At 64.7% G+C, this 12,221-nt stretch carries 13 protein-coding genes; 9 read left to right on the top strand and 4 right to left on the bottom strand.

What is annotated here, in order from left to right; translation table 11 throughout:
• The first annotated feature begins 14 nt into the window (after nt 1-14).
• On the top strand, nt 15-1,418 hold the full coding sequence (locus tag Atep_RS08510) for a peptidase MATCAP family protein (RefSeq protein ID WP_236786077.1): 1,404 nt from the start codon (nt 15-17) through the stop codon (nt 1,416-1,418).
• A gap of 44 nt (nt 1,419-1,462) precedes the next feature.
• Here Atep_RS08510 and Atep_RS08515 read toward each other — a convergent pair whose 3' ends face one another.
• Entirely contained in the window at nt 1,463-2,395 is a 933-nt protein-coding gene (locus tag Atep_RS08515) for a histone deacetylase family protein (RefSeq protein ID WP_213377973.1), read from the bottom strand.
• Between the two features lie 151 nt (nt 2,396-2,546).
• On the opposite strand from Atep_RS08515, the gene Atep_RS08520 reads away from it, so the two are divergent.
• On the top strand, nt 2,547-5,225 hold the full coding sequence (locus Atep_RS08520) for a bifunctional acetate--CoA ligase family protein/GNAT family N-acetyltransferase (protein ID WP_213377974.1): 2,679 nt from the start codon (nt 2,547-2,549) through the stop codon (nt 5,223-5,225).
• A 14-nt stretch (nt 5,226-5,239) separates the two neighbouring features.
• On the opposite strand, the gene Atep_RS08525 is transcribed toward Atep_RS08520, so the two are convergent.
• On the bottom strand, nt 5,240-5,818 hold the full coding sequence (locus tag Atep_RS08525) for a hypothetical protein (protein WP_213377976.1): 579 nt from the start codon (nt 5,816-5,818) through the stop codon (nt 5,240-5,242).
• Between the two features lie 538 nt (nt 5,819-6,356).
• Here Atep_RS08525 and Atep_RS08530 point away from each other — a divergent pair.
• Nucleotides 6,357-6,692, top strand: a complete 336-nt coding sequence (locus Atep_RS08530) for a hypothetical protein (protein ID WP_213377977.1) — start codon at nt 6,357-6,359, stop codon at nt 6,690-6,692.
• 7 nt (nt 6,693-6,699) lie between these two features.
• Here the strand turns inward: Atep_RS08530 and Atep_RS08535 are convergent, their stop codons facing one another.
• On the bottom strand, nt 6,700-7,272 hold the full coding sequence (locus Atep_RS08535) for an Lcl C-terminal domain-containing protein (RefSeq protein WP_213377983.1): 573 nt from the start codon (nt 7,270-7,272) through the stop codon (nt 6,700-6,702).
• Between the two features lie 166 nt (nt 7,273-7,438).
• Here Atep_RS08535 and fliW point away from each other — a divergent pair, with 166 nt between their 5' ends.
• From fliW to Atep_RS08560, 5 genes are all read left to right on the top strand, one after another.
• Nucleotides 7,439-7,864 (top strand): flagellar assembly protein FliW, encoded by a 426-nt coding sequence (gene fliW, locus Atep_RS08540; RefSeq protein WP_213377990.1) that lies wholly within the window; start codon nt 7,439-7,441, stop codon nt 7,862-7,864.
• Nucleotides 7,865-8,004: 140 nt separating this feature from the next.
• On the top strand, nt 8,005-8,469 hold the full coding sequence (locus Atep_RS08545; RefSeq protein ID WP_200156667.1) for a rhodanese-like domain-containing protein: 465 nt from the start codon (nt 8,005-8,007) through the stop codon (nt 8,467-8,469).
• A 17-nt stretch (nt 8,470-8,486) separates the two neighbouring features.
• Nucleotides 8,487-8,768: a DUF2934 domain-containing protein gene (locus Atep_RS08550; protein ID WP_213377992.1), complete on the top strand. Its 282-nt coding sequence runs from the start codon at nt 8,487-8,489 to the stop codon at nt 8,766-8,768.
• Between the two features lie 8 nt (nt 8,769-8,776).
• Nucleotides 8,777-9,574 carry a 16S rRNA (adenine(1518)-N(6)/adenine(1519)-N(6))-dimethyltransferase RsmA gene (gene rsmA / locus Atep_RS08555; protein WP_213377994.1) on the top strand — a complete coding sequence of 266 codons (798 nt, stop codon included), beginning with the start codon at nt 8,777-8,779 and terminating at the stop codon, nt 9,572-9,574.
• A 68-nt stretch (nt 9,575-9,642) separates the two neighbouring features.
• Nucleotides 9,643-10,824 carry a DUF5610 domain-containing protein gene (locus tag Atep_RS08560; protein WP_213377999.1) on the top strand — a complete coding sequence of 394 codons (1,182 nt, stop codon included), beginning with the start codon at nt 9,643-9,645 and terminating at the stop codon, nt 10,822-10,824.
• A gap of 108 nt (nt 10,825-10,932) precedes the next feature.
• Here the strand turns inward: Atep_RS08560 and Atep_RS16650 are convergent, their stop codons facing one another.
• Complete coding sequence (locus tag Atep_RS16650; protein WP_236786080.1) at nt 10,933-11,322, bottom strand: hypothetical protein; 390 nt, start codon at nt 11,320-11,322, stop codon at nt 10,933-10,935.
• Here Atep_RS16650 and Atep_RS08565 point away from each other — a divergent pair.
• Complete coding sequence (locus Atep_RS08565) at nt 11,314-12,219, top strand: methyl-accepting chemotaxis protein (RefSeq protein ID WP_236786082.1); 906 nt, start codon at nt 11,314-11,316, stop codon at nt 12,217-12,219. The genes Atep_RS16650 and Atep_RS08565 overlap by 9 nt on opposite strands.
• Nucleotides 12,220-12,221: the final 2 nt, after the last annotated feature.

Here is a 12,221-nt window from a genome sequence, read left to right on the forward strand (position 1 = left end):
ACAGGAGTCATACGATGACCAACGCGACCGAGCGCGAACAGGAGCGCATCCGCACCGTCAATCGCCTGCTGCATGGGGCGTGTCGGCCGTTGCGCATCCTGCGCACGGTCGCCTGGGCGCCGGAGGTGAAGGAGACCTTTCTGGCCCAGGGGGCGCGTGAGCTGCCCGACGTGACCTATGCCGCCTTCGATCCTGCGCCCACGATCGAGGCCGTGCGCGAGGCGCGGCGCCGGATCGTGCCGGTCACGACCATCGATCTCTGGCTCGACCGTCAGGCCAATGCCATCGAACTGAGCGCGCGGATGCTGGCGGCGGTCGGCACCACAGGGTTCTTCGAGTACGGACGCCAGCTCTACGGCGAGCCGACCGCGCCCCTGCGCTATGTCCCGATCACGCCGCTCGATCTGGCGCAGAGCGTGCTCGACACCATCCGCAACCTGGACCACATCGCGCTCAACACGGCGCCGCCGAGCTATCACACGGCCGAGGAGGTCGCCGAGAATCTGGGACAGGCGGTGCGCACCCAGTTCGGCGACCGGGCACCCGCCATCGAGCTGGTCGACCGGCTCTCGGCCAATGCCCTGGCGACCTCGCGCGCCATCCGCATCCGACGCGGCGCGCGTTTCACCGACCGCGATTGCATCCAGTTGCTGCATCACGAGGCGTACATCCATGTCGCGACCTCGCTCAACGGTCAGGCTCAGACCGATCTGCCGCTGCTGGCGGCCGGACATCCGGGCACCACGCGCACCCAGGAGGGGCTGGCCGTCTTCGCCGAGGTCATCAGCGGTTCGATCGAACTCGACCGCCTGCGGCGTCTGGCCGATCGGGTGCTGGCGATCCAGATGGCGATCGATGGGGCGGATTTCCTGGAGGTCTATCGCTATTTCATGGAGCGCACCGACGACCCGGATCAGTCGTTCGAGAACGCGCGACGGGTCTTCCGGGGCGGGGTCATCACCGGCGGCGCGCCCTTCACCAAGGATCTGGTCTATCTGTTCGGGCTGCTCCAGGTCGACAACTTCATCCGGGCGGGTTTCGCCGCCGGGCGGGCCGACTGTCTCCATCTGCTGTTCTGCGGCAAGCTGGATCTGTTCGACATCCCGGCCTTGTGCGAACTCTATGCGCTGGGACTGTGCCGACCGCCGCGTTTCCTGCCGCCCTGGATCAGCGATCCGCGCTATCTGCTCGCCATGCTGACGTTTTCGGTCTTCACCAGTCGCGTGAGTCTGGAGCCGATCGTCGATGTGGCGCGCAAGCTGTTGGACAGCGCGCCCATGGTGCGGATGCCGGTCAATGAGCCTGAGCGGGTCATGAGTTCTGCTTGGGCCGTCCCGATTGAAAGGCGTCCAATAGCCGGCTATCCTGATGTTGCGCTGCAACAAACTCATGGGGCGGACCGCGTGTCCGCCCCATGATGTTTGGTCATCTGTCTGAGTCCCAGCGACACGCAGGCCGGATCTCAGGCGTGCCCGATCAGCTCATCGATATGGGTACTCACGCATCGCCCGAGCGCCGAGAACACATAACCGCCCTCCAGACAGGACACGACCCGCTCCTGACTATGGCGTTTCGCCAGCTGGTGGATCTCGCGCGTGATCCAGCCATAGTCGGCGGTATGCAGATTGAATTGCGCCATATCGTCCTCGATGTGCCCGTCGAAGCCGGCCGAGATCATGATCAACTGCGGCTCGAAGTCCTCCAGCCGCGGCAACCAGGCCCGTTCGACCGCCGCCTTGAACGCCGCCCCATCGGTCAGACGGGGCAGGGGCAGGTTGACGACATTGGGCGCGTCCGTATCCGCCCCCGTGCCCGGATAGAAGGGATGCTGGAAGCTGGAGCAGAACAGGATCCGTTCGTCCCCGATCACGATTTCCTCGGTGCCGTCGCCGTGATGGACGTCGAAGTCGACGATGGCCACGCGCTCCAGCCCATGATGCTCCAGGGCGTGCAGCGCGCCGATGGCGACATTGTTGAAGATGCAGAACCCGCTGCCCTTGGCGCGTCCGGCATGATGCCCCGGCGGACGCACGGCACAAAACGCGGCATGATGCCGTTCACCCATCACCAGATCCACGCCCAGGATCGCCGCGCCCGCCGCATGCAGCGCCGCCTCCAGCGTGTGACTGTTCATGGCCGTGTCGCCGTCGATCCAGGCCAGCACGTCCTCGGCCTGGGGCGCGGCGGCCATGATGGTCTCGATATAGTCGCGATCGTGCGCGCGCGCGATCTGCTCGACGCCGGCCTTGGGTGCGTCATAATGGGTGAGTAACATCTCCATGCCGGAGGCGATCAGCCGGTCCTGGATCGCATAGAGCCGTTCGGGGCATTCGGGGTGATGGGCCCCCATCCGATGTTCGCGACAAGACGGATGTGAGATGAAGGCGAGGTTCATAGAAGGCTGTCCTCAAGACTCGATCGCCACACTTGACCCATGGGGGTAGGAAGCGATTCTTTTCTTCAACTGGCTTGCGGCCAAACTCGTGGCCGCCATGCGGTGGCCATGCCCCAGATTAAACCCTTTTTCGGCTCGGAGTGCGGATCTCATGCGTTTGACGGATATCGACCAACTCTTCACGCCGGGGGCCGTGGCCGTCTTCGGCGCCAGTGACAACGACGGATCGATCGGCGGACTGGTCTTTCGCAACCTGCTCGCCGGCGGTTACAAGGGCCAGTGTTACGCCATCAATCCCAAATATACCGAGGTGGCGGGCCAGCCCTGCTACAGCGACCTGAACGCGCTGGACAAGCAGATCGATCTGGCCCTGATCGCCACGCCGGGCGAGTGCGTGCCGGCCATCCTCGATCAGTGCGGCAGCTATGGCGTCAAGGCCGCCGTGGTGCACTCGGCCGGATTCGGCGAGCACGGTGAGCGCGGCATCGCGCTCCAGGAGAAGATGGTCGAGGCGGCGCGGCGCAACCGCATCCGCGTCATGGGACCGAACTGTCTGGGCGTGATGCGTCCGCAGCATGGCCTGAACGCCAGCGTCGGCAAGGATCTGCCGCGACGGGGCAATGTGGCGCTGGTCTCGCAGTCGGGCGCCATCTGTACGGCCATGATCGACTGGTCGGAGTCGCGCGGCGTGGGTTTCTCGGCGGTGGTCTCAATCGGGGCGGCGGCCGACGTCGACTTCGGCGACATCCTCGACTATCTGGCGCTCGACACCCAGACCCAGTGCATCCTGCTCTATGTCGAGGGCGTCCGTCATGCGCGCCACTTCATGAGCGGTCTGCGCGCGGCGGCGCGGCTCAAGCCGGTGGTCATCGTCAAGGCCGGACGCCATCCGGCCGGCACGCGCGCCATCAAGTCGCACACCGGCGGCTACGTCGGCTCGGCGGAAGTGTTTCGCGCCGTCACCGACCGTGCCGGCGTGGTCCAGGTCGCCAATCTGGATCAGCTCTTCGCCGCCGCACAGGTGTTCGGCACCCGACGCCGGCTGGCAGGCGACCGCATCGCCATCATCACCAACGGCGGCGGACCGGGCGTGCTGGCCGCCGATCGCACCGTCGAGCTGGGTCTGACCCTGGCGCAGTTCACCGAGGCCACGCGCCAGAAACTCGAACAGGCGCTGCCCGATTACTGGTCGCACGGCAACCCCATCGACATCATCGGCGACGCGCCGCCCGAGCGCTATCGGCTGGCGCTCGACGCCTGCCTGGCCGACCCCGAGGTCGACGGCGTGCTCTGTATCCTGGCCCCGCTGGTGTTCGGCGATCCGGTGGCCACGGCCCAGCAGGTCATCGAGGCCGCCAAGGGCAGCCGCAAACCGGTGCTGGCCTGCTGGATGGGCGGCAAGCGGGTGCTGGAGGCCCAGGCGCTGCTCTCCGAACACGACGTGCCCCAGTTCGACAGCCCGGAGGCGGCGGTCGAAGCCTTCTCATTCCTGGCCATCCATCAGCGCAACCAGAAGCTGCTGATGCAGTCGCCGGCACCGCTCTCCTACGAAGACCCGCCCGATGTCGAGGGTGCGCGCCTGATCATCGAGGGGGTCATGTCCGAGGGGCGCAAGGTGCTCGGGACCATCGAGGCCAAGGCCATCCTCTCGGCCTTCCGCATCCCAACCATGCAGGCGATCCTGGCCCGCACCCCGAACGAGGCGCTGATGGCCGCCGAGGCGCTGGGCTTCCCGGTGGTGATGAAGATCAACTCGCCCGATCTGGAGCACAAATCCGACGTCGATGGGGTCAAGCTCAACATCGACGACGCCCAATCGGTGCGCCGGACCTTCACCGAGATCATGGAGCGCGCCAAGCGGCTGCGTCCCGATGCGCGCTTCGACGGCATCACGGTCGAGCGCATGGTCTCCACGCGCGCGGCACGTGAGCTGATGATCGGCGTTTTCCGCGACAAGATCTTCGGCCCGGTGATCCTGTTCGGCGCCGGCGGCACCAAGGTCGAGGTGCTCGGCGACCGGGCGCTGGGTCTGCCGCCGCTCAACGCCTTCATCATCGAGACCATGATCGATCACACGCGGGTGGCGCGGCTGATGGGCGCCTTCCAGAACATGCCGCCGATGAACCGGGTGGCGCTCGCACGCATCCTCCAGCGCGTCTCGGAAATGGTCTGCGAGCTGCCCGAGATCCTCAGCATGGACATCAACCCGCTGATCGGCAACGACAAGGAGGTGATCGCCGTGGACGTGCGCATCAAGGTCGACTACCGTCCGCCGCAACAGCCGACCTATGGTCACATGGCCATCCATCCCTATCCGAGCCATCTGATCGAGCGTGCGCAACTGCCCGACGGACGGGATCTTGTCATCCGCCCGATCCGGCCCGAGGACGCCGAGATGGAGCAGGCGTTCGTGCGCGGACTCTCGGAGCAGACCAAGTATTTCCGCTTCATGCAGGCGATCAAGGAGCTCACGCCCGAGATGCTGGTGCGCTTCACCCAGATCGACTACGACCGTGAGATGGCCCTGATCGGCGTACTGGAGGAGAACGGCACCGAGATCGAGGTCGGGGTGGCACGCTACATGAGTCGTCCGGGCGGCGAGAGCTGCGAGTTCGCCATCGTGGTCTCGGACAACCATCGCAACCTGGGCATAGGTGCGCGCCTGATGCGCTCGCTGATGCAGAACGCACGCTTACGCGGGTTCCGCCTCATGGAAGGCGAGGTGCTGACGGCCAATTCGCGCATGCTGGCGTTGATGAAGTCGCTCGGCTTCCGCATCGAGAGCGATCCGCAGGATCTGGCGGTCAAGCTGGTGACCAAGGTGCTGTAAGAGGCCGTTGTGGTTCAACCCAGATCGATGGATACCTCGGTCGCGCCCGCACGCGCGCCGAACACGCGAATGTCCTCGCGGATACGCTCGCGACAGCTCGCACCCAGGGCCTCGCGATCCCCCTGCATGACCACGCTCAGACGCAGATCCGGCTCGCGCAGACAGAGACACAGCCGCAGTTCGATCCGCGCCCGCTCATGCGGCGGCTTCAGCCGCAGATCCAGCGTCAGCTCGAACGAGGCCGTCGCCAGACGCGGCCGCCGCGTCCAGACGCTCATCAGGATGCAGTTCGGATCCTGACAGCGACGACGCAGCGCATAGGCCAACTCGCGATCACAGAAGACCCCGACGGTGCGCTCGATCTCGGTCGGATGGCGCTGAGCCTTGCGCAGCCGTTGCGGTGTCTCGATCGCGTGCTCGATCTGCCGGCGCATCACGCGCCGCAGACGATCGAAGGACTTGGGCAGGGTTCCGCTATGGAAGCCGCGCCGCAGAAAGCCGCGCAGGGTCTCTCCTTCAGTTCCCAGACCAGAAAGCCCGCCAGCCCCGGCAGCAGCAGTACGGTGAGCGTGACGAAGGGAATGGAGATCCATTTCGGCAGGGTAACTACTCAGCCTACCAACGAAGAGTTTACGCACTTTAAAAACAACGTGTTACGTCTCAGCGATAAGCAAAGCAGCCGGATTTTTCCATGGATTACCATAAGACTGACCGCTCCAATTTACGCCAAAGCACAACATCTAGTGCTTTCATGCAGTCAGATGTCTGCATCTAGGGGCTGAGTAGTTACTCGGCAGGATCGGATCCAGGATCGGCTTGAAGACGCCGGCTCGAAAGGCCTTCGCGGCGGACTCTGTGGTGGTCGGCGGCGGACGGGACATGGCTCCAGGTGCTCTTGAGGGAATTCGGGTCTTGGAGTCAACGCGGGATCGGGAATCGAGCCGGCTGGACGCCGGCGTCGTCGCTCACAGCAAAGCGCTGTTCGGACAGGGAATCAGGGGTATAATCAATTGTTTTGAACCGGCCAGTCACGGATTCCAATGCTGCTGTTCGCCATCATAGCACGCGCGAAACGGACTCCGGATTGGTCATTGCATTCACGGCCTCTCTTGGATCGCGAGCTCGCCCACTATGCACTACCGCGTCTTCTATCTCTTCGATCGGTCCGGTGATGCCATCTCTTCGGCCAGTGCCGTGGAGATGAGCGCCAAGGCCATCTGCGAGCAGCTCCTGCCGCGCCTTCAGACCGAGGACGACTATCTCGGACTGATCGATACGCGCGCGACCATCCTGCAGATTCTCTATGAGCCGTCCGAGCCGCGCTACTGGGTGGAATTGCCGGTCGATGCCGCCAAGGCCTCCTATGGGCGCTATATGGGACTCGACGAACTCAAGGACTTCATCCTGACGCTGCCCGAGGTCTTCGAGCGCGAGGCCATTCCCGGCCTGGAGTACCGGCCCTGGTGACTCAGGTCTAGGGCATCGCGCCGCCCGCCGGCGCCAGGGTGCCGCGCACCAGTCGCACACGCCCGTTCTGCGACTTGCCGACCCGGAAGTATTGACCGCTGAAGAAGCTCACCGACCAGGCGCGCTCCAGTCCGCCCGTGTCGACCGAGGACGACCAGAACAGGACCGAGGGCGTGTTGGGGAAGACCCGCGGATTGATCGCGGGGCCGTCGTGACATTTTTCGACGATGGTCAGGAGTTCTTCGCCGGTCGGCAGTCGCCAGTCGCCCCCGGCCTTGCTCGCCGACTGCATGGCCTTGGTCCAGGTATGGCCGGCGGGGCGTCCGACACAGCCGTTGGATTCGGCGTCCCAACGCTGACCGAGTGCACAACGCTGCCATTCGAGCGTCGTGCGCTGATGCCGGACCACGGCCCCGTCTTCCAGCAGACTGAACTCGGTCGAGGGCGTGGTCTCGATCTCGCCCTTCAGACAGGCGTCGGTCGCGGGCGGGATCGGCGTGTCCGGCTGTGCCCGGAGCTGGGCCGGGACGAAGTGGATGAGCAGGCTGACGGCCAGGGCCGTCCGTATTCGGTATCGCATGATCGCAAGGGGCCTGAATCTGGGTTAGGATCGGCGCCTGAATCTCCGGCTGAGTCAGGTTCGTGTATCCTTAAGGGCGAGAACGCGACCAGTCTCGGCGTTCGGTAACGTCTCCAGCGAAATCCCGTCTCCTTCAACATCGCGCCTGAACGAGGAACCAAGGACTATGAACCAGCAGACCGCCATGGCTTCCGAGCCGGATGTCCCCGCCACCATCGCCTTTCCCGCCGGCATTCCAGGATTCGAGCATCTTCAGAGCTATCGTCTGACGTATTCCGACACGGATTCCGGGCGCGTCTACCGACTGCGCGCCGAGGGCGACGCGGAGATCGAGTTCACGCTGGTCGATCCGCGACTCTATGCGCTCAATTATGTGCTCGAACTCGACGACGCGGAACAGTCCCTGCTCCAGGCCGAGGATCCCGGGCAGGTGCTGGTGCTGCTCATGCTCTGGAAGGACGAGACCGCAAGCAGTGGCGTGCCGGGTCTGAACGCCAATATCGGCGGCCCTATCCTCATCAATGTCGTCAAGGGCTTGGGGATGCAGAAGATCATCGACAGTCCGCGCGTCGAACTCAGTATCTCGAACTGAAGTCGTCCGGGCCGACCCAGGTTGCGGATTTCGAATGTCGCACTCGATCACTCGGGTTATTCTCCGCGCTCACTCGACAGCGAGCGCTCCGTTGCGAGCGTTCGTTGTCTTCCAAGGCCGATAACGGAGCGCGACAGACCGTGAAGAACTTCCTGGAACTCATCAAGCATTGTCTGACCGAGGTGCACGAGCTCATGCCTTGGGATCTGGAGGAACGCATCCAGGCCAATCCGGAGCTGCTGATCGTCGACGTGCGCGAACCCGAGGAATTCGCGGCCATGCACATCGAAGGTTCGATCAATGTACCGCGCGGCATCCTGGAATCGGCCTGCGAGTGGGACTACGAGGAAACCGTGCCCGAGCTGGTCCAGGCCCGCGAGCGCGAGATCGTGGTCGTCTGCCGCTCGGGCTATCGCAGTGTGCTGGCGGCGCATTCGATGAACGTGCTCGGTTACACCAACGTCGTTTCACTCAAGACCGGACTGCGCGGCTGGAAGGACTACGAGCAGCCGCTCGTCGACGGCGAAGGTCGGCCGGTCGATCTCGACGACGCCGACGTCTATTTCACCCCGCGCCTGCGCCCCGAGCAACGCCGTCCCATCTGAATGTCCGCCTGTCCGCCATGCACGACCGTCCGACCGACAGCCAACGTCACACGATGATCGCGGTCGCCGCCTATTATCTGGCCGAGCGACGCGGCTTTGCGCCCGGCGGGGCCGAGGACGACTGGCGGCAGGCCGAGCAGGCGATCGACGCCATGATCGCCGCTCGTCAGCTCACGGAGCGCACGGATGACGAGACGCGCGGACGGCTCATCCGCAATGCCCTGGTGCTCCGGGAGACCGCCGGCGAGCGCGCGGTTCCAGCGACGCCCGATACCAACTCAGAGACCGCCCGGACTTAACCGAAACCATGGAACATCGCGCCCGCAAACGCTTCGGCCAGAACTTTCTTCACGACCCGCTCGTCATCGACCGCATCCAAGCCGCCATCGACGCCCGACCGGGCGAGCGGCTGGTCGAGATCGGGCCGGGGCAGGGCGCCATCACCGAGCGACTGTTGACGCGGGCCGGGGCGCTCGACGTCATCGAACTCGATCGCGATCTGATCGAACCGCTGCGCCGGCGGCTGGACGGTCTGGGCGAGCTGCGCATCCACAACGCCGACGCGCTCGACTTCGATCTGCGCACCCTCGCGGATTCCGAGGGTACGGCCTCGCTGCGGCTCGTCGGCAATCTGCCCTACAACATCTCGACCCCGCTGCTGTTCCATTTCCTCGACCAGCTCGATGTGCTCCAGGACATGCACCTGATGCTGCAAAAGGAGGTCGTCGACCGCATCGTGGCCGAGCCGGGCGACAAAAGCTATGGACGGCTCTCGGTCATGATCCGGAGCCGTTGCGCCGCCACGAGCCTGTTTCGCATCGGTCCCGGCGCCTTCAAGCCTGCGCCCAAGGTCGAGTCGGCCTTTCTGCGTCTGCGTCCGCTGCGACCGCTCCCGCATCCCATCGAAGATGCCGAACTCCATGAGCGGATCGTCGCCGCCGCGTTCGGCCAGCGACGCAAGACATTGCGCAACAGCCTGTCCGGCGTCCTCGACCCGGAGCGCATCGAAGCCGCCGGCATCGACCCGAAGCGTCGCGCCGAGGAACTCGACGTCGCCGACTATGCGCGACTGGCGAATCTGGCCGCGGCGGCGACCGCTGGTTGAACGGACTCAAGCCGACCGTTCGTCAGCCGTTAAGGGGTATATGCCCACCGTGCGCAGGAGCCGCCCCCATGAGCATTCAAGCCCAGTTCTCGTCACTCGTCTCCAATAGCCTGACCCTCAAGTCTCACACCCAGGTCGGCGCGCAGGCCGGTTCACCCTCTCTGCGCGAACCGGCCGGGGCGCTCTCCAGCCTCCAGGAGAAGGCGCTCGGCGCCATCGCCCGCGAGATTCCGGGCATGGATGTGTCCGGGCTGAAAAAGCTCGATCCCAACGAATACACCCCGGAAAAGGTCGCTGAGCGGATCACCGGCTTCGTCGCCATGGGGCTGGAGAACGCCCGCGCCCGCGGCAAATCCGAGGAGGAGATCCAGTCGCTCTACGAGAGCGCCGTCAGAGGCGCCGAGAAGGGCTTCAAGGAGGCCAAGGACATCCTCTCCAACCTCAAGGTGCTCGAAGGCAACGTCGCCGAACAGGTCGGAGCCACCGAGAAGCTGACCTTCGAGGGACTGGCCAAGCTCTCGCCGATGCTGCCCAAGACCGAAACCGAGACCGAGGCGACCCAGGCACCGAGCACGACGTCCAGCTTGGCGGTCGCTGAGCGTTATCAGAACGCCGCAGACTTCAGCCTGAAGCTCAAGACGCGCGATGGCGACGAGGTCGAGGTCAGCTTCAGCCGCAATTTCGAGGCTCAGGGACGTTTCGGCTTCTCGCAGGATGGCGAAGGCAACAGCGCCGCCGTCCTGGATATCAGCCGGTCCGAGAAGACCGGCTATGGGTTCAGCGTGAAGGGCGACCTGAGCGTCGAAGAGATCGACGCCATCCAGAATCTGATACGCGATGTCGGCAGTCTGGCCAAGGACTTCTTCAACGGCGACGTGCAAAAAGCCTTCGAGCAGGCGCCCGACGTCCGCTTCGACTCCTCCCAGCTTGCATCCATGAACCTGACCATGAGTCGCTCGGAGAGCTACAGCGCGGCCCGTGTCTATGAAGGCACCCAGCGTCTGGAACAACCCGAACAGATGCAGAACGCCGGTCGGCGCCTCGGTCACATGATGCGTGAACTGCGCGAGAGCGCCGAGCGTCCGGAACTCGGCTTCCTCAGCCGGCCCGATCAGGCGGCAGGCCGGATCCTGCAAGGACTCGTCGAGCAGGACGGACGCTTCCAGAACGCCGATGCCGATCGGCAGGCACGCTATCGGGAGTATGTCGAGCGTCTTCTGAGTTCGCTCGAACCCGAGGAATCAACCTAAGTATTGATCCAAGGCAGTGTTCAACGGACCGCCAAATGGCTTAGGATCATCCCAGGGGTGACCGAATCCGGCCGGCCCGTCCGTCGGCCGGCGGAGGATTCGGTTGAGTCATCGAGGGGGCGATTCCGCCTGTCGTACCGAGCGTGTTTCCCCGTTCGGTTGGCGAATTGAAAGGAGACACTGGTGTCCGGACAGCCATTGCCATCGCTCGCCGTCTGGGTTCGCGCTTCCTGGAAAGCCGTCTCGTTCGGGGGCTTGGCCGCCGGCGCGATCCTGATCGTCGACCACGCCGCGCCCCTGGCCTGAGTGCTCGCGGCCCTGATGCCCGTACTCGCCGTCCTGCTCGCGCTCGTTTAGCAGCGCGAACACCAGGCCGACCTCGCCGCGATTCGCACCGAGATCCAACGCCGGCTCGATCACAAGACGCACCAGCTCGACGCCTGGGAACGGGCGTTCGAGCGTCTGGGCATCGAGCTGTTCCCGATCTTCGTGCGTCACATCGAACACTCGCGCCAACTCACCGAACAGAGCATCACCCATCTGTCGCTGTCCTTCAGCGATCTGGTCAGGGATCTGGAAGAGGTGATCTCGACCGCCCGGTCGGGCAATCCGCAGGATCAGGCCATCGTCGGTCAATTCGAGCAGAGCCGCGCGACCCTGACCGAGGTGATCGCCGATTTCGAATCCATCCTGCGTCGCGAGTCATCCATGACCGAGCAGGTCGACCGTCTGGCCGGCTATGGCGATCAGATGCGCCAGATGGCCCAGGACGTGCGCTCGGTCGCCGAGCAGATCAATCTGCTGGCGCTCAATGCCGCCATCGAGGCGGCGCGCGCCGGTGAACAGGGACGCGGTTTCGCGGTCGTCGCCGACGAGGTGCGCAAGCTCGCCGGCTCCTCGGCCGACACGGGCGCGCGCATCAGCGCCAAGGTCGAGGAGCTGGCGCGCTCGCTGGCCCAGACCCAGTCGATGGTCAAATCCTCCATGTCGAGCGCCGATGAGCTGGTGCGCGATTCCAAGCATAAGGTCGAGGTGGTCATGAACCGCCTGCTTCAGACCACGGAGTCGCTCGACGAGGAAGCGCAGCGTCTGCGCGCGCTCAGTGAAGGCATCCGCTCGCGCATCTCGGCCTCGCTGGTGGATCTCCAGTTCCAGGATCGGACCAGTCAGGTGCTGGTGCATGTGTGCGAGGGCCTGGAGCGCCTGAGCGAGCGGCTCAGGCTGACCGCCCAGCACGATCTGAACGAGCAGGAGCGCGACATCCTGGAGATCGACGGACTCCTGGCCCGGATGCTCGACTCCTACAGCACCATCGAGGAACGCGACCTGCATCATGGCGGCGGTGCCGCGACGCACACGTCGTCGTCGAGCGCCTCCGAGTTGACATTCTTCTGAAA

Origin of the sequence: Allochromatium tepidum, from assembly GCF_018409545.1 — a bacterium.
Taxonomy (GTDB): domain Bacteria; phylum Pseudomonadota; class Gammaproteobacteria; order Chromatiales; family Chromatiaceae; genus Thermochromatium; species Thermochromatium tepidum_A.